Origin of the sequence: Bradyrhizobium denitrificans (genome assembly GCF_013179005.1) — a bacterium.
GTDB lineage: Bacteria > Pseudomonadota > Alphaproteobacteria > Rhizobiales > Xanthobacteraceae > Bradyrhizobium > Bradyrhizobium denitrificans.
The window spans coordinates 44,736-64,100 of the sequence record NZ_JABFDP010000020.1 but is presented as its reverse complement, the minus strand read 5'-3'; the positions used below and the strand labels follow the sequence as shown (position 1 = coordinate 64,100).

Below are 19,365 nucleotides of genomic sequence, written 5' to 3'. Positions count from 1 at the left end.
AGCCCTGAGGCCCCAAAAAGAAACCCAAAGGAAATTCCAATGACGAAAATCACCATGATCGGCATCACGCTCGTCACCCTGGCAACCGCCTCGGCGCCAGCACTCGGTCACGAACAGCACGCCCACGAATCCTACGCTGCCGGCGAACCCGGCAATCCGAAAAGACCCTCGCGGATGATCGAGGTCGAGATGAGCGAGATGGCGTTCACGCCGTCACGCATAGAGGTTAAGCGCGGCGAACAGATCAGGTTTGTCATCCGCAATGTTGGCTTCGAGGACCATGAATTTCTGCTCGCGACCAAGGAAGAAAACCTGAAGCACGCAGAAGCGATGAAGAAGAACCCGCGCATGGAGCACGACGACCCGAACGGCGTGCGCCTCGCCCCGAAAAAGTCCGCTGAGATCATCTGGAAATTCATCAAGGCGGGCACGTTCGAATATTCCTGCCTGATCCCCGATCATCGCGAATACGGAATGATTGGACAGGTCACCGTCAAGTGATCCGACATCCTAAAAGACCACCATCGCCTGTAACCAAACCGGCCCAACCTGCGAACTCATCAAGATAGGCGAGCATGACGACCCAGGAGGTCGAACTTAAGGCCCTGATGCTCGCCAGTCTGGACGGCGACGCGGCTTCGTACCGCTCACTGCTCGACGGCTTGAGCCGTCGTCTGCGTGCCTATTATAAGGGCAAGCTCGCCAGGATGGGGAGGGGTGCGGTAGAGACTGAAGATCTGGTTCAGGAGGCGGTCTTGGCGATTCACCTCAAGCGACATACCTACGATCCCGTCGAGCCGCTCACCCCGTGGGTACACGCCATCGCGCGCTATAAGCTGATCGATTTCTTGCGTCGAACCCGCGCCTCGTCGGCCGATGTGCCTATCGATGAAGCAGATATGATCATGGCGCATGACGACAATGTCGACGCCGAGAGTTCGCACGACCTGAAACGGCTAATGCAGCGGCTACCGGAGAAAATGCGATGTTCGATCGAGGCCGTCAAACTGGATGGACTGAGCATAGCCGAAGCCGCGGATCGGTGCGGTATTTCTGAATCCGGCGTGAAGGTGAACATTCATCGCGGGCTCAAAGCGCTGGCTGCGTTGATTGCGAGGGAAACACGGACATGAAAACAGACGATCTGGTTGCCCTCCTGAGTACAAATCCAGAGCCGGTCGATCGCCACTCGGTCGCTCGCACGCTTTTCGTGGCGCTTGCGGCGGGGATAGTCGTGGCGCTGGGCATCGCGTTGCTCGGCCTGGGGGTTCGCCCCGACTTGGCAACAACCCGCGCGCTGATTTTTCTCGCCGTCAAACTCGCTTTCGCCTTCGGGATCGTCGCTCTCGCGCTGATTTATCTGACGAGGCTGGCCCGTCCCGGCGGAGAGCGAAAGGCATCGCCCTTGCTCGTTGCGGTGCCGTTTCTCGTCGTCTTGGGTCTTGCGGCCATCAGCCTCGGTTCCGCGCCCCGCTCGCATTGGGGCAGGATGATCGTGGGGGATGAGTGGCTGGAATGCCTTCTCTCCATTCCCATCATTGCGATCGTTCCCTTCGCGGTTTCAATTTGGGCCGTCAGGAAGGGTGCACCTACCAACTTGGTGCGGGCAGGTGCCTTCGCTGGCCTGATCGCGGGAGGCGTGAGCGCGATTGGTTATGCGCTCCACTGCACTGACGATTCGCTGCCGTTTATTTCCGTCTGGTACGGCGGAACGATCGTGCTGTGTACTCTGGCGGGTGCAGCATTGGGACCGCGGCTGCTGCGCTGGTGAACGGTGGATCAGGTGGGCACGATTGTGCCTTGCACCTTCGCATCTGCGATATTGAGGCGACGGCTTGTTACGACGACGATGGCTTGCTTTCACGTCAGCGTGAGCTTGTAACCGGCGGACGATCCACCCCGAACTCCTCATTAGAAGCGCACAAGGCGTTTCGAACAATAATGGAGCCGGACCATGTCAATCAAATATCTTCGCACGATTTCTCTCTTGCTGCCGTTGGTGGCGATATCTGCGACGGCCTCCGCGGGCGAGACGATCACGAGCAAGAGCTATTGGCCGAATGAGGCCAGGCAGAGCACGCAATCCAGAACCGTTGGGTCGCCAAGCGATATTTACGCGTACGACCCGACAGGACCACGTCTGCGGCCCGCGGCGAATCCGAACGCCGCTGGATCGGCACCGCATTATCAGGGCGGCCCGAAAGGTCGCTGATGACGCACACTGGGGGCAGGTAATACTAGAATGTGCGCCGGCCAAAAAACGCACGCGGGTCGTCGGGCGCCATCTATTGACCCGGCCCAGAATTGAACCCCGGCTGCGGATCAGGATTACATCCGCAGCCGGAGGGGACAGTGTACTCAGCGCGTGTCAAAACTGGCGCGCGGCGCATTTGGATCGTCAACTTGACGAACGCCACCGAAGCGCTTCGAGCGTGAAACAGATGCCGCGCGTGAGGTATTGCAGGGCGCAACAATGGCGGCGAGATCACGGCCTCGCAGGTACATCATTTTTGGGGTCAACCCGCCCTGCCGTGCGATCCACGCGCGCACAGGAGCCGGGTAGGTATTCATTAGATCTTGCGTCCCGGACGCGCTGACGACGCGTTTGCCGGAGCTATCGAACGTCCACGCGGCATGGAAACCAAACACCGCATTAGGGGTGGCGCAGATTCGGTCGCTCGGGACGAGTCCGAGCACCATCGTGCAGGCCGAAACGCATGTGCCGGAAATGACGACGGGTTCACCGGAGTTGCGCACCTGTTGGAAGTGCGTCGTGTAGTCCTTCATCTTACCGCCGACGTCGTCGCTGATAATTACGGTCGCGGAAGCCGATGTCGCGGTTAGCGCCATCGATATTACGGCAGCAATCAGGCACGCTCGCATGTGCTTTTCCTCGGCAGTGTCGGATCAATCCTGCGCCACGCGTCGCAAATCGCGTGCCACCAGCCGAGACGGTCAGCTAAAGAGCTGATTTCAAATCAGTTTTCTTGGAAGGGGCGACGCGGCTCGCGCTTGCGTAGCGGGAAAGAAATTTCGCTGAAGCCTAAAAACGAGGCAGTCTTACGCCTCTTTGATGAAGACCAATGCAACAAGAGCGTAACCTGCCAGTGGCACTTTTGAATGAATGCCGGAGGAAAATCATGACCGTCAGATACATCATTGCTGTTGCACTCATCACGCCATTCCTGACCATGTCCAGCATGGCTCAGCAGTATGTGGGCGGCCCTAAATCCGGTATTGCCCCCACGACGCGCCAAATCAGCAGCGGAGGCGATATCTACGCGCAGGGTGTCGATGTCTACGCGCCACGAGTCAAAGCCAACAAATCCCACGCTTATCGAGGTGACACGAAGACTGTCGTTCCGCGCACATGGTAGTTAAGAGGACGTCCGCTTCGGGGTCATTCGCGTCGATTTGGTATGTCCGCAGCATGTCCGGTTAGCGGGTAACCGGAGCCTTGAATCACGCGGTGTGAACTCACGGACGTTGAGTGGGCTGCCAATTAGACTCCTCCTACCGAACGAGCCGCGTGCGACTTGATCGAACGTCCTCAACAGATCAAGCAATGTTGGGGCGCTGCGACCCGATAGGACAAGGTCGCGGCCAACTATCTTGCCTTCATCAAGCCCGCGTCAATTCGCATTTGGCTGCGTGCTAATGAGTCCGCGCCCTGGACTAGGGCGCTGGACTGATCGATTGTACGGTGTAGGTGTTGCCGGATCCGCTCAGGGTGAATTTGACCTTGTCACCCGTCTTCAGCTTCGCAAGATCAACTGAAGGAGCGACCGCGAATTCCATCTTCATTGCCGGCCAGTCGATGGCGGGGATCGGACCATGATCGAATGTGATCTTGTGGTTCGCTGCATTCAGGGCCGTGATCGTGCCGGTTGCATCCGCAGTTTTTGTCTTCTTCGTGTCGTTCATCTTGGAGTCGTTCATCCCCGGCATCTTCTTCATGTCGGACATCTGGGCCTGCGCGCCGCTTACCGGCAGGGTTAATGTTGCGCTGATCAATGCCGAAGCAAGCACGGCACGCAGGGGCGGATAGTGGGCGTCATCCATACATAATTCTCCCGTTGTTCAGACATCCGTCGCCAATAACTGTCTAGTTCGCAAGGCAGACGAGTCTGGTTACAAGCTCACGGTTTCGTGAAGAGCGGCGTCAGCGCCGAAAATGCATCTACGGCTCTCGACCGACGGCCCTGACCCAGGCGGCAGTTCGCAGCGATACCGGAACGAACAGACCGGCAAAGATTGCGGCAAGCGGAATCCACCACGCAAGCAAATTCGTACGTTTGCTGCCGAGCCAGTCGCGCGAGGCGTTCGTCGTCGGGGTGCTCATCGCCGACTAGGCACAGCACGAGGCAGCGCCAGGCTCGCCTGCGCGCTGGGCCTGAATCGGTGGACACGGCACCGAGCCGTAGGAACAGAACACGCAGCAATCGCCCGCCTTAGGCTTTAGCTTTGTGCCGCAGCCGGTGCATTCATAGAAGAACTGACAGGCATCGGTCGGCATGGTCTCCGGTTTCGAGGTGGCGCAGTGCGGACAGGTGATGGTCGATTGAAGAAGCATCGGATCAGCTCCTGGGAGCGGAGGGATAGCCGGCCTTCGTGGTGGCCGATGTCAGTTGGTTCACGTCTGCTTTGGCATCGTCATAGTTCACCGTTGCCGTCTTGTTCTTGTAGGACACCGCAACCTTGGTAACGCCGGGAACGGCTTCCAGGCTTCCCTTAACGATGGAAGGGCACGCTGCGCAGTCCATGTTGCTCACGGCCAAGGTGATCGTTTTGTCCGCGGCCATCGCTGCTGGCGAAGCGATGATGCCGATGGCAAAAGCGGCGCAGGCAAGAAGCTTCTTCATGGCGAGTTCTCCAGTCAGTTGAGGAAGAAAGGTGCGACGAAATCTAGGCCAAGCGCGGCGACGGTGAGGATCGTTGCGAGGATGAGGCTTGTCTTGACGATGCGGTTCGGCAGGGTGCGTGCGCACGCCTCGCCATCGGCACAGGCGCGCGTTGAGGATCGATAAACCAGCCAATAGCCGTACCCGAGGAACCCGAGCGTGGCGGCAATGAAGTACGGCTGGTAGGGAGCAAGCCGTGTAAAATTACCGATCCATGCTCCGCTGACCCCGAGTCCGAACAGAACGAGGGGCAAGATGCAACAGGACGATGCCGCGAGCGCCCCTAGCAGGCCGCCTGCCGCCATCAAACTTTGCTTCCGCCGGTTGCCGGCAATGTGATCAGACTGATCGACGGTCATGGATTAAAACCCTGCATCCTGTAGCGACTACAGGATCAAGGACTATTTCATGCGGACCATCACGTCTTCGGGAGCCGAGAACATCTCGATCGGTGAGCTATCCAAGCTCAGCGGTGTGAACATCGAAACCATCCGCTATTATGAGCGGATTAAAATGCTGCCGACGCCGCCCCGAACGGCGAGCGGTCGACGGGTCTATGGACCGGCCGAAAAACGCATATTGGCTTTCATCCGGCGTTCCCGCGACCTCGGGTTCACTCTTGAGGAGATTCGCGCCCTGCTCGCCTTGGGAGGGCCGGAGCGCGCTCCGTGTGCGGACGTGCACAAAATCGCGACCGCGCATCTGGCGAACGTTCGCAAGAAACTCTCCGACCTCGCCAAGCTTGAAACCATCCTGGCGGAAACAGTCGCGCAATGCTCTAACGGTGCCACTCCTGACTGCCCGGTGCTCGATGTTCTGGATGCCGGTCGGCAAAGCTAGAGCAGATGTACGGTGTCTGGCGCGCCAGTAGGATATGCAGCGCATCAACTGTTGCGCCGTCGCTCTTGCCGCATCAACTGGAAACTCTGCCGCGCGCTTGCGCCAACAGCGGCCATAGAAGCGAACGAAAGATGAGCGGCACCCCCACAGCTATTGGGATCAGCCAGTACGTGAAATGAGCAAGTCCTTCCAGAGTGGAAGCTGCTTTCCATTGTCCACATAAAAGGCGACCAGCATCAGAACGTACGATAGCCCCATCCCTGCGATGTGGACCCTTACCCAGTACGACCAGCGCCGTCGGAGCCACGTGCGCCCAATCCAGGCGCAAGCGAACGACATCGCTCCGAGAATGAACAAGTGGTAGTTTTCGGCCCAGCGCATAAACGACAGGCAGCTGGCGGAGATGAAGAGCGCCAGCAGACACCAGAAATAAATCGTTCCGAACTTCGAATGACGTCCGCGCCGCTTCGCGCTCAAGATCGCGATTGCCCCAATGGCGAGGCAGGCCAATCCCAAAGGAATATGCACTCCGAAAATCACCGCTAGAAAGACAGGGTCGGTCGAAGGGATTTCAATGCCCGCAACGATGGTCGTTTCTCCGCCTGTCATGGCGTTACTCGCGCCTTGCAATTCATTGCCGACTCAACCGACGAGGATGGTCGTTTGACGGCAAATGCTCCGGCGCCGCATAAAATGCAAAGTGCACTGCACCCGATCAGGACGGCCGCATAACTTCCCGTCCAATCGATGCTTGCCGCGAAAGGCAGTGGGCCGAACGCCGCGCCAGCAATGCCGAAGACGAACGACGACCCCCTGATTGCGCCAAGATGGTCGCGGCCGAAATACTGCGCGTAGCCGGCGGCGCTGATAGCTTGCTGTGAGCCGTAAGCGCCGCCCAGACTCAACGTGTACAGTACGCTGACGGCGATTCCGCTGCCAAACGCCGGGAGAGCTGACGCCAGCGCAAGTAAGAACATCGCAAGGGGGACTAGTTGCCGCGGTTCATGGCGATCCACCAGAAATCCGGTGCCGAGCGTCGCAACAGCTTGAAAGCCGGCAAGAAGCGACAGCAGTAGCAACGCGTCGTTGTGGGCGATTCCGGCGGTCCGCATGATCGAGAAGTGATTGAGCAGGAACGCGGTGCCGATGGCGTTGGTCAGAAAGCCGGCCGCGCACAGCAGCCAGAACACGCCGGTACGGAGCGCCTGCCCCCGCGTAAACGATGGCTCCTCCCGTGGTTCTTCTGTGGCAGGCGGCAGCCCAGCGTCCGTGCTGAGTCCGAACTTTTCTGGCCGATCACGAAATAGCGCGGCGGCGACCGGCAGAATGGTGAGTGCGACGAGCCCGGCAAGAGCGAGATAGGCGCCTCGCCAGCCGCAGAGCGCGATGAGAGTATCGATCAGTTTCGGGAAGGTCAGGGAACCGGCCGCCAGTCCCAGACTGGCCGCCGCAGCGGCGATCCCGCGTCGACGCACAAACCACAGATTGACGACCTGCTGGCTGACGAGGCTAAGGCCGCCGATCGCAGCGCCACGCAACAGCCCGAAGCCGATCAACAGCGTCGTTGCAGATTGAACCGTCGCCATGAATACACAGGCCAAGGCAAGGCCACCGGCGATGATGGTTGCCGTGAGGCGCGGCCCACGCCGGTCGATCCAGCGGCCGATCACTGGAGCCGGCAATATCCCCGCGAGCGTTCCAACGGCATAAGCGATCGAGGCGGAGGTACGCGAAATGCCAAGATCGGCAGTGATGGGATCAAAGAAAACCGAAACGCCCGCCGTCTGGCCGGGCAATGTCATGAAGGAGCCAAAGGTGCCCGCACCCAGTATGATCCAGCCATAGTGGAGAGCCGAAGATCGCGGGTCCACCGTTCGCAAGTGTCAACTCGCTCGGCGCGTCACCGCCGCCGGCAAATCGCTCTCAAAGCCTTCGCAGCAGTGCTCGCGCAAGAACTCGATGACTGCATCTATCTGATGGTATTGCGCTCGGCAGGTCACCGCGCGTCCGGTTTTCTCCTGCGCAACGAGGCCCGCGCCAACCAGCCCGCGTAGATGAAAGGCGAGCGTCGAGGCCGGCACATCGAGGCGGGTTTGGATGTCGGTGATATTGAGGCCCGACGGTCCGGCCCGAACGAGTAGCCGATAAATGTCCAGGCGAGTCAAATTGCCCAATTCGGCGAGGCAGCGCGCAGCGAGCTTGCGGTTCATGGTCCCACATACCGCAATCTCAAAAAGATTACAACTATAATCCTAGTTTTATAGTTTTATGAGCCGCAATCGAACATTCACGTCCGACCTAGTCTGGAGCTTGCAAGTGATACGTTCCGGCTTTCAAGCTTTGATGGAGGGATTTCGACGATTTCGCCGTCCTCCGGATTCGGCAGCATTGCGCCGCAGGCACGCCACGGCCGAAGAGCTGAAAGAACGAACCGGCTTCCAGCTCGTCTTCATGGTGTACGGCCGGCTTGCGCAGCGGGCCTCACACTATCGAATTTCAGTCATTGGTCTCGCTCGCGCGGTGGAAGACCATCCATATCTGTTCGCCAAGCCGGAAAGTTTGATAAACCGCGTCGGTCGCTGTTACACAAGGCGAAATGCGTGAAACCTATTACTCAACTATGCGGATGTCGATGATGCAAATCGGGTAGTGCGGATGCTTATGGCGAATTGGCTCATGGCGATGCTGGTGTGAATGCGGCTCCGCTCCCGCCGCTTCAGCATGTGAATGCTGGTGATGTTCGTCGTGCACGTGGCTGTGGTCATGCTCGAGAAATTCGTGCTGGTGGTCATGCTCATGTCGCTCGGTGAGATGCAGCCAAAGACCGCAGCCCATTAACAATCCGGCGAGCGCCAATTGGCCCGTAAGCGGTTCACCGAGCAGCAGGATCGCGACAACCGCTCCGATAAAGGGGGCCAACGAAAAATAAGCCCCAGTCCGCGCAGTGCCCAAATGCCGTAGCGCAAGCACGAATAAAATCAGGCTCACGCCGACGCCCAGAAACCCAACCAAAGCCGCAGCGCCAATAACGGAAATAGACGGAAGTGAGGAGCCCACCGCGAGAGCCAAACCAACGTTTACTGTTCCTGCCACCAACCCCTTTATCAAGGTCGTTACAACCGGGTCTGCGGAGGAAAGTTTTCGTGTGAGATTGTTGTCGAGGCCCCACGCCAAGCAGGCGCCCGCGATCATTCCGCCGCCGGCATCGAACTTGATGCTATTTCCATCCCACGACAGGACCATCGCGCCAATGACGATCGCAAATGCTCCGAGCAATAAGCGGCCGTCCACATTTTCTTTGAAGATCAACCATGCGATGCCCATGGTGGCCAGACCTTCGAGGTTGAGAAGCAAGGAGCCAGACGAAGCGGAGGTCTGCTGCAGGCCCAACATGAGCAGCAACGGGGCCAGGCATCCGCCGAAAATCACGACAGCGGTCAGCCAAGGCAGGTCCTTGTAGCGCAACGCTGCCTCTGCTGCAGGAATGCCAATAGCGTTCCGACCAGAATGGACAACGGCCAGTCCTGCGCCGGCACCAAGATACAGCAATCCCGCCAGCATCTGCGGCGGAACTGAACCCAAGAAGAGTTTGGCAAGCGGCGCCGAGGCCCCGAAAAGTACCGCGGACGCCAGCGCCATTGGAACGCCGGGCCAGAGATGAGACTTGGGGCTCTGCAACATGCTTTTACCCTACCACGGGCGGGTCACCTGTGTGATGCCTCGTGTCGGTAGTCGTAACCTCTTGCTGCTTCAGCATAGCACGGTGACCCCATGGTGAATGGTATGGAGATTGCCATGACGTTGGGCATGGTTCGTTCCGCGCGCTGATTCTCTTCGTTCTGATCTGTGGCGTCGGTGGCGCTGGTAAAACATCTTCTCCGGAATCGCGCTTCCGCCGGAAAGAAGAGGACCGCAGCGGTCGTGGCGGCCCGACGCCACAGACGCCAAGTCGCTGATAGTGTGGAAGGGTGTGCCCGACCGGCGGGCGCCAGCCGGGGTGTAGACTCGCCGTTGACGTTACTTTCGGCCTTCGTGTTCCCAGTGCGCCGTGATATCCGCGCCGGATTTTGTCAGGTGAACGTGCTGGTCGACGTGGTCGATCCAGGCGACCGGTATGAAGTGGTGATGGTCACCATCCGGCGAGCTTTGCTTGGTCAGCTTGATCTTGTCGGTTCCGTCTAGATGATCGACCTTGCCGACGGTCTTTTTGTCGGATGAAATCACGTCCATGTGCTCTTTGATTTGCGAAGTGTCCGGCATCGGCAATCTCCTGTGGGTTTGGAAATGAGAAACGCGCCACGGTCGCTAAGGTTGCTTTGCCAGTCAGTCGGCCCGCTCGCGCGCGAATCCGCGCCGCAGGCCCTAGCCGGCCGAGGGTAATGATGGCCGGCTGGCTCTACACTTTGATCCCGAGTGTCGCCGTCGTGCTGGGAGCTGCCGTCGCACTCTGGCGGCGACCGACGCCGGTGATCGCCGCGGCCATTCAGCATTTTGCGGCGGGCGTCGTGTTCGCCGCCGCGGCCGGGGAACTCCTCCCGGACATAAAACATCGCCAATCGGTTTGGGCGGTCGTCCTTGGAGGAGCCGCGGGCATCCTTCTCATGCTCCTGATCAAACGTCTGGGCGAAAAGGCCAAAGGCACCCTTGGCCTGGTGATCATGGTCGCGGTGGACATCTTCATTGACGGATTGGTCCTCGGCATCGGATTCGCCGCCGGCGCCAAGCAGGGTTTCCTCCTTACGGTTGCGCTCACGATCGAAGTGCTTTTTCTGGGGCTGTCGCTCACCGGCGAATTGTCGGAAGCCATCCGGCAACCTATGAAGGTTCTTGCCGTGGTCTCTGGTCTCGCGGTGCTATTGCCGATCGGGGCGGCTGTCGGCATTCCCGTCAGCCATCTGCCTAATTTCTGGGTCGCGGCATTCTTTTCGTTCGGTCTGATAGCGCTGCTATATCTCGTCACCGAAGAGCTTCTGGTGGAAGCTCATTCGGCGCCGGAAAAGCCGTGGGTCACCAGTCTTTTCTTCGTGGGTTTTCTGCTGATTCTTCTGTTGGACGAACTCGCCGGTTGAATACCGAGGCTTCTTCGTCGCGGGACAAGACGTGCAAACACACCCTTTTCGAGCATGGCTGTCCAAGGTCGGATGGGAGGCCGCGTTCGCGGTGACGCTGGCAAATGGGTCAGGCATCATTTTTGACCAGCAAGGTTGAAGTTCCCAAACGGACTGCCAACATTGTAATAGTGTTCGCAAACGAAATTTGTTATCCCGACGACATGGGACGTCGGTTCGGTCAGAAACTGCCGAGAATGCAAGCACCGGGGCTTCGCCGGACGTTGCTGATATTCCTTGCCTTTTCCTACCTTTTCGTCGGTCTGGTACACACGATTTCCTGCACGGACGAAGCTGTCGCAGCCGCCATTTCATCTGATTCTGGCAATATGCCCGACGACGGCCCGGATGAGGGCGGCAAAAAATCGCCCGTGCTTGCGGGGCATTGCTACGTTTGTGCTCCGGTCATGATGCCGGCGCTCGTCACGGATGCCGGGCCCTCCACGCGCCCTGTGACGCTGTACTTCGCTCCGCCTAAGCTCCAGTTCGAAGACCACCCTCGGCTTGATACGCCGCCCCCCAAACATCTGGCCTGAACATCGCCGCCGCGCGGTCTAGCCGCGTCGTCTTCGTGCTTTTCAGGTCTTTTGTATGGTTTTGGTCCGAGATGCCCTGCGCCTGACGTGCGCATTGGTTTTACTTACATTTCCAGCTCGAGCTGCCGAACGTTCTTTGCCAGCTATTTCCTTGCCGCAGGCACTGCAGCGGGCATTGGCTGCGAACCCGCGCCTGACGGCGGCCGAGCGGGATATCGGCATCGCCGGCGGGCTGCGGATCCAGGCCGGCGCGCTCCCTAATCCGGACGTTTCGTTCGAACTCGACAACGCGTTGGGATCGGGGCCCTATAAAGGCTTGCGGTCGGCAGAAACCAACCTGCAACTCAGCCAGCTCGTCGAATTGGGGGGCAAGCGCGAAGCGCGGATCGCGGCGGGCGAGGCGGGCATCGGCACTGCCGTTTGGCAGCGCCGGGCAACTCGGCTTGAAGTGCTCTCCGAGACCGCGATCGCGTTCATCACGATCATCAGCCTACAACGCCGCATCGAAATATTCGATGAGCAGATCGCAAGCTTCGATCCGCTCATTCCGCTCCTTCAGAAGCGCGTCCAGGAAGGCGCGTCGTCTCCGGCGGAGACCTTGCGGGCCCAGGTTGCCGCCGATCTGTTCCGCGTCGAACGCGAGCGCACCAAAACGCAGTTAGCCCTGGCCCGTCGCGATCTGGCGATACTCTTGGGCGACAGCAGCCCGCGGTTCGGCAAAGCAGTCGGACGGCTCGCGACTATCGGCCAGCCACCGCCATTCCAGACCATCATCCAGGCCATTGAAGCTAATCCGCAGTTGCTGCGGTGGACTGCGGTCACGGCCCAACGCAATGCCGAGCTCCTGATCGCGCGGCTGAAGGCGATTCCCGATCCGCGCATTTCTGCAGGCTGGCGGCATTTCCAAGATACCAACGACAACGCGGTCCGGCTCGGCGTCTCGATTCCAATCCCGGTGTTTGACCAGAACACGGGCAACATCATCGCAGCCCAGGAGACGCTGGCAAAAACCGATGCAGAGCGCGCCATCAACAAGCTTGTCCTGATCAGCATCGTGGGCCGCGCCTACGACACTCTCACCGGGGCCCTGGCCGAGATGAACCTGCTGCGTTCATCGGTCATTCCCAATGCCCGCAGCGCGTCGGAAACGATCTTCAGCGGTTATTCGCAGGGTCGTTTTACCCTGCTTGAACTGCTCGATATCCGGGGCTCGCTAGTGCAGGCGCTCCTGCGCGAGCAGGAGGCGCTGCAGAACTTTCATATCGCCATTGCGACGATCGAAGGGCTCGCCGGCAACCCGTTTACGCTAACCCGCGAGAGTTCAAGATAATGAAGGCAATTGTCCGATATTCCGTATTCATTCTGGTCGCGGCCGCCCTTGCCTACGGCGGATACCGGATGTTGCTTCCAGCGACATCGAAGACGACACCTACCGAGAAGGCCGAGAAGGAAGAACATGCGGACAGCGTCGCGTTGAGCGATGCCAAGATCCAGGCGGCCGGGATCGAGCTGGCAAAAGCTTCGCCCGGCGTGCTGCGGGACAGCCTCTTGTTGAATGGCATCGTCCAGCCCAATCAGGAATCGCTAGTCCAGGTGACGCCGCGCTTTCCCGGGATCGTGCGGGACGTGCGCAAGCGCATCGGAGACGTTGTTCAGAAGGGCGATGTCCTGGCGCTTATCGAAAGCAACCAGAGCCTGACGCAGTATGAATTGAAGGCGGCGCTCGCTGGCACCGTCATTGATCGTCAGACGACTTTGGGGGAATACGTCTCCGAGCAGAAGCCCGCCTTCGTGATCGCCGACTTGTCGACGGTGTGGGTGGACTTCTCGGTGTACCGCCGCGACTTGAAGCGCGTCAGCATCGGTGACCAGGTCTTCATCGATCCGGCCGATGGCGGAACGGCCATCGAGGCCAAGGTTTCGTATCTGTCGCCGGTCGGCAGCAGTGACACCCAGAGCGCGATTGCCAGAGCCATTGTGACGAACTCCGAACAACGGCTTCGTCCCGGGTTGTTCATCACGGGCCGGCTGACCCTGTCGGCAAAGAAGGTCGGGGTGGCCGTCAAGTCCTCGGCGCTGCAGACGGTCGAAAACCGGACGGTCGTGTTCGTCCGAAACGGCGAAAAATTCGACGCCCGCGACGTGGAGATCGGCGAGCGAGACCCTCATCTGGTCGAAATCATTTTCGGCGTTCTCGAAGGCGACGTCTACGCTGCGCAGAACAGCTTCATCGTGAAGGCCGAGATGGCAAAAGGAGCGGGCAGCGATGAGCACTGATGGCAGCAAGACTTTGATCACCGCTCTGATCAGGCCCCACATGGAAGGTCACGTCGTCCGCGCGCTGCACGACCTTCCTGACTTCCCCGGCTTCACCTTTGACGAAGTGCGGGGACAGGGGAGAGGGCGCGGACAGGGCGGCGGTTACATGTCGACGGAGACGGATCTTTCCTACCATCAATACCTGGAGCTGAGATTGGTCTGCCGGTCCGAACTCGCCGATGACATCTGTGGGCGCATCGCATCAGCCGCGTGGACGGGACGCAAGGGCGACGGCGTCGTCTACACGACGCCTGTTCAGTCGTTTGCACGTATCCGAGAAACCGGCAAACGTCCGGAGCAACCCCATGATTGATGCGATCCTTTCATTCGCCATCCGCCAGCGTTGGCTCGTTATGATCGGCGTCCTGCTGATGGCGGCCTTCGGCGCGTGGAATTTCACGCGCCTTCCGATCGACGCGGTGCCGGACATCACCAACGTCCAGATCCAGATCAACAGCCGGGCGCCCGGCTATTCGCCGCTGGAAGTCGAGCAGCGGATCACGTTCCCCGTCGAGACCGCGATGGGGGGACTCCCGCATTTGGACAGCACCCGGTCGCAGTCTCGCTACGGCTTGAGCCAGGTCACGGTCATCTTCAAGGACGGTACCGACATCTATTTCGCTCGGCAGTTGGTCAACGAGCGAATCCAGCAGGTCAAGGACCAGCTACCCGCCAGTATCGAAACTGCCATGGGTCCGATCTCCACGGGGCTCGGGGAAATCTACCTATTTACCGTTGAAGCAAAACCGGAAGCACGCAAGGCCGGCGGTGGCGAATACACGCCGAGCGATCTGCGGACGATCCAAGACTGGATCATCAAGCCGCAGCTACGAAACGTACCCGGCGTCATCGAGGTCAACACCATCGGCGGGTTCGAACGGCAGTTCCACGTGCTGCCGGATCCCGCGCAGCTGATGGCCTACAAGCTCAGTTTCCGCGAAGTGATGACGGCGCTGGCAGCCAACAATGCAAACGTCGGTGCCGGCTACATCGAACGCAACGGCGAGCAGTACCTCGTCCGTACGCCCGGGCAAGTCGCTAATGTCGAGGAAATCAAGGAAATCGTTATCGGTACGCGTAACGGCGTGCCTGTACGGATTGCGGATGTCGCCGACGTCAGAGAAGGCAAGGACCTGCGGACGGGCGCAGCAACCGTTAATGGGAAGGAAGTCGTGCTCGGCACCGCCATGCTCCTGATCGGCGAAAATAGCCGGACGGTGGCCCAACGCGTTGCCGCCAAACTTAAGGAGATCGGACGATCGTTGCCGGACGGCGTGATTGCGAGGGCCGTCTATGATCGGACGCATCTCGTCGAGGCGACGGTCGCGACGGTCGAAAAGAACCTCGTTGAAGGAGCACTGCTCGTCATCGTCATCCTCTTCTTGATCCTCGGCAATTTCAGAGCCGCGATCGCGACCGCGTTCGTCATCCCGCTGGCGATGCTGTTCACCATTACGGGCATGGTGGAGAACAAGGTCAGCGCTAATTTGATGAGCCTTGGCGCCATCGACTTCGGCATCATCATCGACGGCGCCGTTATCATTGTGGAGAATTGTCTGCGCCTGCTGGCGGCGGAGCAGCGCCGGCTCGGCCGAATACTCAACCGCCAGGAGCGTTTCGAGACGATACTGGCGGCATCGCGGGAAGTGATCGGTCCCAGCCTGTTCGGAACGCTTATCATCGGCGTCGTATACCTTCCGATCCTGACGCTTACCGGCGTCGAAGGGAAGATGTTTACGCCTATGGCATTGACGGTGCTGATGGCGCTCACCGGCGCCAGCATCCTGTCGCTAACGTTTGTGCCGGCAGCGGTGGCCTTATTGGTGACAGGCAAAGTGTCCGAGCATGAGAACTGGTTCATGCGCGGCGCCCGTCACGTTTACACGCCGCTGCTCGCAGCCTCGATCCGGAACAGATGGGGCGTGGCGGTCATTGCGGGCCTATTGGTCGTCGTTTGCGGCATTGCCGCCTCCCGCATGGGCGGCGAATTCATTCCCAGCCTGGACGAGGGCGACGTCGCGCTGCAAGCGGTGCGAATTCCGGGAACGAGCTTGACTCAGTCGCTGGAAATGGAGGCTATGGTCGAAAAGCGGCTGATGAAAATTCCGGAGGTCAAGGAAGTTTTCGCGCGGACCGGTACGGCGGAGGTCGCTACCGATCTGATGCCGCCGTCCACGTCGGACGGATACGTTATGCTGAAACCGCGAAAGGAATGGCCGGATCCGGAGAAGCCGAAGGCGAGCGTAGTCTCGGAAATCCAGGAGGCGGCCGAAGAGATCCCGGGCAACGTCTATGAGATATCGCAGCCGATTCAGCAGAGGTTCAATGAACTGATATCGGGCGTTCGCAGCGACGTCGGGGTCAAGGTATTCGGCGACGACCTGGATACGCTGGTTCAATCTGCAGCACAGGTCCAGGCGATCCTGCAAAACGTTCAGGGCGCGGCCGACGTCAAGACCGAACAAGCGTCTGGGCTGCCGGTACTGACGGTAAAGCTAAACCGTCAAGCGTTGTCCCGTTACGGCATCAGCGTCGGCGACGTCCAGAACCTGGTCGAGATCGCGGTCGGCGGCAAAAATTCCGGAATGGTTTTCGAGGGCGACCGGCGGTTCAATATCGTCGTCCGCCTTCCGGAGCATTTGCGTTCCGATATCTCGGCGCTCAAGGCGTTACCTGTCCCGCTGCCGCCGTTGGAGAACCAGCCGAAGGCGGTCCCCGCCGTCTGGGGCAACTCACCGCTATCCCAAATTCGCTACGTGCCGCTTTCCGAACTGGCTCAGATTGATCTGGCGCCCGGACCCAACCAGATCAGCCGGGAGCAGGGCAAACGGAGAGTCGTCGTCACCGCCAACGTGCGCGGTCGCGATCTGGGGTCGTTCGTAGCCGACGCGCAGCAACAGATCGAAGCCAAGGTCAAGCTACCGCCCGGTTACTGGATCGGCTGGGGCGGCCAATTCGAGCAACTGGTGTCCGCGACGCAGCGGCTGACCATCGTGGTGCCGATCGCCCTGCTGCTGATCTTCCTGCTTTTGTTCATGAGCCTGGGCTCCATGCCGGATGCGCTGCTGGTCTTCAGCGGCGTTCCCCTGGCCTTGACCGGCGGCATCGTGGCGCTGCTGCTACGGGGAATTCCGCTGTCGATCAGTGCCGGCATCGGCTTCATCGCCCTGTCAGGGGTGGCGGTTCTCAACGGCCTCGTCATCATTACCTTTATCGAAAGACTTCGAAAGGAGGGACGTCCTCTCGTCGAAGCGGTCAGCGAAGGTTCCCTCACCCGTCTGCGTCCCGTGCTGATGACCGCGCTCGTGGCTTCGCTCGGCTTTGTCCCGATGGCAATCGCAACCGGCGCCGGCGCGGAAGTGCAGCGGCCTTTGGCGACCGTCGTGATCGGCGGAATCATCTCGTCCACCATCCTTACCCTGTTGGTACTGCCTGCCCTCTACGTGCTGTTCAGACGAGAGGATCTGGAGAACGGCGGATCGAAATCACCCGCGACCGAAGGAGCCACGCCATGAAATACGCACTATTGTTAATCGCCACCCTACTGTTCGCTGCTCCGGCCTCTGCCGAGGAATACGAAAAAGGTCCCAACGGCGGCCTGATGCTCGACGTGGCCGGCGTCGACGCGGAACTGCTGACTTCCGGCAATTCAATCACGATCAATGTCTTCGATGCGAAGAACCACACGCCGATCGCAACCAAGGGCTACAGTGCCGCCGTGCTCGTCGCTGGAGGATCAGCGCGGGAAACCGTTGCGCTCGCTCCACAAGGAGAGAATTCGCTGAAGGGCGACGCGAAAACCGCCATAGCGTCGGGAACGACGATCACGCTCACCATCAAGACTGCCGAAGGAAAATCCGGTCAGGTGAAGTTCAAGAAGTGATGATCTCTGCGCACCACGAGAGCAGGACGTCGAGCGGGCGTCGAGCGAACGGCGATGCCGGCTTCGGAACTAAGCCGCAAGCCCGCATGAACGCGGCTGGTCCGCGCGCCGGCCGTCAACTCTGCGTCGTGGCGCTGTCCTGGGCCGCCGTCCTCTCTGCCGACGTAGGCGGCCCCGCCCGGTCGGAAGGACTGAAGGCGACCATCGTCGGTCTGGGTGCCACGACATGTCGACGGTTCGAAGACGACGTGAGAACCAGTCCTGCCGTTCGAAGAGATTACCTGGCGTGGGCGCAGGGTTTCATGAGCGGAATCATATCGAGCCGGCCGCCCGGCGTTGATGAGGGTCTCGACCTCGCTCCGGTGTCCTTTGATCTGATCAAACAACTTCAATTTCTGGAAGATTACTGCGCGCGGAACGTCTCGCTGGATTTCTCGGACGCCGTAGCTGCGCTTTACAAGCGGCTGCGCGAGGAGGGGAAGACTTGAATTTGAAAGTGCCCCCAAAGCCGTCCGCTGCGGGCAGGGAATCGATCGTGAGCGACAACTCACAGGCTGAAAAGATGCGTTTCCGCATCAAATCTTCGAATGGGAACGTTGCAATCGCGACGCTATGGATGAAATGAACACAGCGATTGCAAAGAACGAAGCGGGTCGAGATCTCAGGTTGGACCTTTTCCGCGGGCTGGCGAACTGGGCGATCTTTCTCGACCACATTCCCAATAACGTAGTCGCGTGGATCACGATGAAGAACTACGGGTTCAGCGACGCAGCCGACCTGTTCGTCTTCATCTCCGGCTACACGGTCGCGCTCGTCTATTCGCGGACGATGGGCGCCGATGGCTTTGTCGTGGCCGCGGTCGGCATTCTTGCTCGGGCTTGGAAGCTATACGTCGCGCATATACTGCTGTTCGTTGTTTATGTCGTCGCGATCGGCTACGTGGCCCAGAACTACGGCCACGCCTATCTGCTCGACGAATTTAACATCCGGCGTTTGATCGCCGATCCGATCGAATTCCTGAAGCACGGGCTGCTGCTGGAATTCAAGCCGCTCAATCTGGACGTCCTGCCTCTTTACATCGCGCTGATGGCCACGTTCCCGCCGTTGCTCTGGCTATTGGTGCGGACGCCCGGCCTGGCGCTCGCGGCTTCGTTCGCAATCTATGTTGCGGCCCGGACCTTTGATTGGAATCTCGCGAGCTATCCCGATGGCGAGTGGTATTTCAATCCCTTTGCCTGGCAGTTTCTGTTCGTGATCGGCGCCTGGATCTCGCTTGATGGAGCCGGCCTGTTGAGGCGGTTGATGGCATCCCGCTTGGTCTTGTGGTCGGCCGCGCTCTTCCTGTTGTTCGGCTTCGCCGTCACACTCGCTGCGCGTTTCGGTTTTTCGTCGGCAATTCCGGCACCGATCGCCGATCTGTTCCTCCCGAACGACAAGACGAATCTGGCACCGTATCGGATCTTGCATTTCCTTGCGCTCGCGCTGGTCGTCGCGAGATTGGTCCCGCGTAGCGCGAGGGCGTTGAAGCTTCCCGTCCTGCGTCCCGCGATAATCTGCGGCGAGCGCTCCCTCGAAGTATTTTGCGTCGGAATATTCCTGTCGTTCGTCGGGTGCTTCCTCATCGAATTGGTTTCCGACTCAATCGCCTTTCAGTTGCTCGTCAGCCTATCCGGCATCGCCTTGATGACAGCCGTCGCCTACTACCGAACGTGGATTAAGAACCTCCGACCGGCATCGACGCCCGACCGTTTGAGGGTCGTATGATGTCAGAGCGTCAT

The 19,365-nt window shown here is 59.6% G+C and carries 23 protein-coding genes and 1 pseudogene; 14 read left to right on the top strand and 10 right to left on the bottom strand.

Going from position 1 to position 19,365, the window contains the following annotated elements:
- The first annotated feature begins 39 nt into the window (after positions 1 to 39).
- The 3 genes from HL671_RS22575 (at position 40) to HL671_RS22565 (ending at position 1,771) form a co-directional block, all read left to right on the top strand.
- Entirely contained in the window at positions 40 to 501 is a 462-nt protein-coding gene (locus tag HL671_RS22575; RefSeq protein ID WP_172238721.1) for a cupredoxin domain-containing protein, read from the top strand.
- 74 nt (positions 502 to 575) lie between these two features.
- Positions 576 to 1,133, top strand: coding sequence for a sigma-70 family RNA polymerase sigma factor (locus HL671_RS22570; RefSeq protein ID WP_172238718.1), 558 nt, complete (start codon positions 576 to 578; stop codon positions 1,131 to 1,133).
- Complete coding sequence (locus HL671_RS22565; protein ID WP_172238715.1) at positions 1,130 to 1,771, top strand: NrsF family protein; 642 nt, start codon at positions 1,130 to 1,132, stop codon at positions 1,769 to 1,771. The genes HL671_RS22570 and HL671_RS22565 overlap by 4 nt, the downstream gene beginning before the upstream one ends.
- Before the next feature lie 587 nt (positions 1,772 to 2,358).
- On the opposite strand, the gene HL671_RS22560 is transcribed toward HL671_RS22565, so the two are convergent.
- Positions 2,359 to 2,883, bottom strand: coding sequence for a hypothetical protein (locus HL671_RS22560; protein ID WP_172238713.1), 525 nt, complete (start codon positions 2,881 to 2,883; stop codon positions 2,359 to 2,361).
- A 257-nt stretch (positions 2,884 to 3,140) separates the two neighbouring features.
- Between HL671_RS22560 and HL671_RS22555 the strand changes: the two genes are divergently transcribed.
- Complete coding sequence (locus HL671_RS22555) at positions 3,141 to 3,377, top strand: hypothetical protein (RefSeq protein ID WP_172238710.1); 237 nt, start codon at positions 3,141 to 3,143, stop codon at positions 3,375 to 3,377.
- A 298-nt stretch (positions 3,378 to 3,675) separates the two neighbouring features.
- Here the strand turns inward: HL671_RS22555 and HL671_RS22550 are convergent, their stop codons facing one another.
- The 4 genes from HL671_RS22550 to HL671_RS22540 form a co-directional block, all read right to left on the bottom strand.
- Positions 3,676 to 4,062: a copper-binding protein gene (locus tag HL671_RS22550; protein WP_172238707.1), complete on the bottom strand. Its 387-nt coding sequence runs from the start codon at positions 4,060 to 4,062 to the stop codon at positions 3,676 to 3,678.
- 286 nt (positions 4,063 to 4,348) lie between these two features.
- A complete protein-coding gene (locus HL671_RS38430; protein ID WP_126716879.1) occupies positions 4,349 to 4,573 on the bottom strand; it encodes a GDCCVxC domain-containing (seleno)protein in 225 nt (74 codons plus the stop codon).
- A gap of 4 nt (positions 4,574 to 4,577) precedes the next feature.
- Positions 4,578 to 4,862, bottom strand: coding sequence for a mercury resistance system periplasmic binding protein MerP (gene merP, locus HL671_RS22545; RefSeq protein ID WP_172238704.1), 285 nt, complete (start codon positions 4,860 to 4,862; stop codon positions 4,578 to 4,580).
- Between the two features lie 14 nt (positions 4,863 to 4,876).
- The gene (locus HL671_RS22540; protein WP_172238701.1) at positions 4,877 to 5,260 is read right to left on the bottom strand and encodes a mercuric transporter MerT family protein; all 384 of its coding nucleotides are present in this window, start codon (positions 5,258 to 5,260) and stop codon (positions 4,877 to 4,879) included.
- Positions 5,261 to 5,309: 49 nt separating this feature from the next.
- On the opposite strand from HL671_RS22540, the gene HL671_RS22535 reads away from it, so the two are divergent.
- A complete protein-coding gene (locus HL671_RS22535) occupies positions 5,310 to 5,741 on the top strand; it encodes a MerR family transcriptional regulator (protein ID WP_172238698.1) in 432 nt (143 codons plus the stop codon).
- 159 nt (positions 5,742 to 5,900) lie between these two features.
- Here HL671_RS22535 and HL671_RS22530 read toward each other — a convergent pair whose 3' ends face one another.
- The 5 genes and pseudogenes from HL671_RS22530 to HL671_RS22505 all read right to left on the bottom strand — a co-directional run bounded on the left by HL671_RS22530 (position 5,901) and on the right by HL671_RS22505 (position 10,001).
- The gene (locus HL671_RS22530) at positions 5,901 to 6,350 is read right to left on the bottom strand and encodes a DUF2306 domain-containing protein (protein ID WP_172238695.1); all 450 of its coding nucleotides are present in this window, start codon (positions 6,348 to 6,350) and stop codon (positions 5,901 to 5,903) included.
- Positions 6,347 to 7,543 (bottom strand): MFS transporter, encoded by a 1,197-nt coding sequence (locus HL671_RS22525; protein ID WP_210264036.1) that lies wholly within the window; start codon positions 7,541 to 7,543, stop codon positions 6,347 to 6,349. The genes HL671_RS22530 and HL671_RS22525 overlap by 4 nt, the downstream gene beginning before the upstream one ends.
- 81 nt (positions 7,544 to 7,624) lie before the next feature.
- Positions 7,625 to 7,951 carry an ArsR/SmtB family transcription factor gene (locus HL671_RS22520; RefSeq protein WP_172238689.1) on the bottom strand — a complete coding sequence of 109 codons (327 nt, stop codon included), beginning with the start codon at positions 7,949 to 7,951 and terminating at the stop codon, positions 7,625 to 7,627.
- Between the two features lie 404 nt (positions 7,952 to 8,355).
- A pseudogene (locus HL671_RS22510) lies at positions 8,356 to 9,422 on the bottom strand (DMT family transporter).
- A 336-nt stretch (positions 9,423 to 9,758) separates the two neighbouring features.
- Positions 9,759 to 10,001 carry a DUF2171 domain-containing protein gene (locus HL671_RS22505; protein ID WP_172238683.1) on the bottom strand — a complete coding sequence of 81 codons (243 nt, stop codon included), beginning with the start codon at positions 9,999 to 10,001 and terminating at the stop codon, positions 9,759 to 9,761.
- A 122-nt stretch (positions 10,002 to 10,123) separates the two neighbouring features.
- Between HL671_RS22505 and HL671_RS22500 the strand changes: the two genes are divergently transcribed.
- The 9 genes from HL671_RS22500 (at position 10,124) to HL671_RS22460 (ending at position 19,351) form a co-directional block, all read left to right on the top strand.
- On the top strand, positions 10,124 to 10,810 hold the full coding sequence (locus HL671_RS22500; protein WP_172238680.1) for a ZIP family metal transporter: 687 nt from the start codon (positions 10,124 to 10,126) through the stop codon (positions 10,808 to 10,810).
- 104 nt (positions 10,811 to 10,914) lie between these two features.
- On the top strand, positions 10,915 to 11,385 hold the full coding sequence (locus HL671_RS22495) for a hypothetical protein (RefSeq protein WP_246705914.1): 471 nt from the start codon (positions 10,915 to 10,917) through the stop codon (positions 11,383 to 11,385).
- A 55-nt stretch (positions 11,386 to 11,440) separates the two neighbouring features.
- Positions 11,441 to 12,715 (top strand): divalent metal ion exporter subunit IhpA, encoded by a 1,275-nt coding sequence (gene ihpA / locus HL671_RS22490; RefSeq protein ID WP_172238677.1) that lies wholly within the window; start codon positions 11,441 to 11,443, stop codon positions 12,713 to 12,715.
- A complete protein-coding gene (ihpB, locus tag HL671_RS22485) occupies positions 12,715 to 13,662 on the top strand; it encodes a divalent metal ion exporter adaptor subunit IhpB (protein WP_172238674.1) in 948 nt (315 codons plus the stop codon). The genes ihpA and ihpB overlap by 1 nt, the downstream gene beginning before the upstream one ends.
- Positions 13,652 to 14,017, top strand: a complete 366-nt coding sequence (locus HL671_RS22480; RefSeq protein ID WP_172238671.1) for a P-II family nitrogen regulator — start codon at positions 13,652 to 13,654, stop codon at positions 14,015 to 14,017. Before ihpB ends, HL671_RS22480 begins: the two co-directional genes overlap by 11 nt.
- The gene (locus HL671_RS22475; RefSeq protein ID WP_172238668.1) at positions 14,010 to 17,219 is read left to right on the top strand and encodes an efflux RND transporter permease subunit; all 3,210 of its coding nucleotides are present in this window, start codon (positions 14,010 to 14,012) and stop codon (positions 17,217 to 17,219) included. Before HL671_RS22480 ends, HL671_RS22475 begins: the two co-directional genes overlap by 8 nt.
- The gene (locus HL671_RS22470; protein ID WP_172238665.1) at positions 17,216 to 17,587 is read left to right on the top strand and encodes a hypothetical protein; all 372 of its coding nucleotides are present in this window, start codon (positions 17,216 to 17,218) and stop codon (positions 17,585 to 17,587) included. Before HL671_RS22475 ends, HL671_RS22470 begins: the two co-directional genes overlap by 4 nt.
- Positions 17,587 to 18,075: a hypothetical protein gene (locus HL671_RS22465; RefSeq protein WP_374050114.1), complete on the top strand. Its 489-nt coding sequence runs from the start codon at positions 17,587 to 17,589 to the stop codon at positions 18,073 to 18,075. Before HL671_RS22470 ends, HL671_RS22465 begins: the two co-directional genes overlap by 1 nt.
- A gap of 133 nt (positions 18,076 to 18,208) precedes the next feature.
- On the top strand, positions 18,209 to 19,351 hold the full coding sequence (locus HL671_RS22460) for an OpgC family protein (RefSeq protein WP_172238662.1): 1,143 nt from the start codon (positions 18,209 to 18,211) through the stop codon (positions 19,349 to 19,351).
- The last annotated feature ends 14 nt before the right edge of the window (positions 19,352 to 19,365 follow it).

Coding starts and splice junctions, on each gene's coding strand:
- HL671_RS22575 (WP_172238721.1), top strand. CDS start 40: ATGACGAAAATCACCATGATCGGCATCACGCTCGTCACCCTGGCAACC.
- HL671_RS22570 (WP_172238718.1), top strand. CDS start 576: ATGACGACCCAGGAGGTCGAACTTAAGGCCCTGATGCTCGCCAGTCTG.
- HL671_RS22565 (WP_172238715.1), top strand. CDS start 1,130: ATGAAAACAGACGATCTGGTTGCCCTCCTGAGTACAAATCCAGAGCCG.
- HL671_RS22560 (WP_172238713.1), bottom strand. CDS start 2,883: ATGCGAGCGTGCCTGATTGCTGCCGTAATATCGATGGCGCTAACCGCG.
- HL671_RS22555 (WP_172238710.1), top strand. CDS start 3,141: ATGACCGTCAGATACATCATTGCTGTTGCACTCATCACGCCATTCCTG.
- HL671_RS22550 (WP_172238707.1), bottom strand. CDS start 4,062: ATGGATGACGCCCACTATCCGCCCCTGCGTGCCGTGCTTGCTTCGGCA.
- HL671_RS38430 (WP_126716879.1), bottom strand. CDS start 4,573: ATGCTTCTTCAATCGACCATCACCTGTCCGCACTGCGCCACCTCGAAA.
- merP (WP_172238704.1), bottom strand. CDS start 4,862: ATGAAGAAGCTTCTTGCCTGCGCCGCTTTTGCCATCGGCATCATCGCT.
- HL671_RS22540 (WP_172238701.1), bottom strand. CDS start 5,260: ATGACCGTCGATCAGTCTGATCACATTGCCGGCAACCGGCGGAAGCAA.
- HL671_RS22535 (WP_172238698.1), top strand. CDS start 5,310: ATGCGGACCATCACGTCTTCGGGAGCCGAGAACATCTCGATCGGTGAG.
- HL671_RS22530 (WP_172238695.1), bottom strand. CDS start 6,350: ATGACAGGCGGAGAAACGACCATCGTTGCGGGCATTGAAATCCCTTCG.
- HL671_RS22525 (WP_210264036.1), bottom strand. CDS start 7,543: ATGACATTGCCCGGCCAGACGGCGGGCGTTTCGGTTTTCTTTGATCCC.
- HL671_RS22520 (WP_172238689.1), bottom strand. CDS start 7,951: ATGAACCGCAAGCTCGCTGCGCGCTGCCTCGCCGAATTGGGCAATTTG.
- HL671_RS22505 (WP_172238683.1), bottom strand. CDS start 10,001: ATGCCGGACACTTCGCAAATCAAAGAGCACATGGACGTGATTTCATCC.
- HL671_RS22500 (WP_172238680.1), top strand. CDS start 10,124: ATGGCCGGCTGGCTCTACACTTTGATCCCGAGTGTCGCCGTCGTGCTG.
- HL671_RS22495 (WP_246705914.1), top strand. CDS start 10,915: ATGGGTCAGGCATCATTTTTGACCAGCAAGGTTGAAGTTCCCAAACGG.
- ihpA (WP_172238677.1), top strand. CDS start 11,441: ATGGTTTTGGTCCGAGATGCCCTGCGCCTGACGTGCGCATTGGTTTTA.
- ihpB (WP_172238674.1), top strand. CDS start 12,715: ATGAAGGCAATTGTCCGATATTCCGTATTCATTCTGGTCGCGGCCGCC.
- HL671_RS22480 (WP_172238671.1), top strand. CDS start 13,652: ATGAGCACTGATGGCAGCAAGACTTTGATCACCGCTCTGATCAGGCCC.
- HL671_RS22475 (WP_172238668.1), top strand. CDS start 14,010: ATGATTGATGCGATCCTTTCATTCGCCATCCGCCAGCGTTGGCTCGTT.
- HL671_RS22470 (WP_172238665.1), top strand. CDS start 17,216: ATGAAATACGCACTATTGTTAATCGCCACCCTACTGTTCGCTGCTCCG.
- HL671_RS22465 (WP_374050114.1), top strand. CDS start 17,587: ATGATCTCTGCGCACCACGAGAGCAGGACGTCGAGCGGGCGTCGAGCG.
- HL671_RS22460 (WP_172238662.1), top strand. CDS start 18,209: ATGAACACAGCGATTGCAAAGAACGAAGCGGGTCGAGATCTCAGGTTG.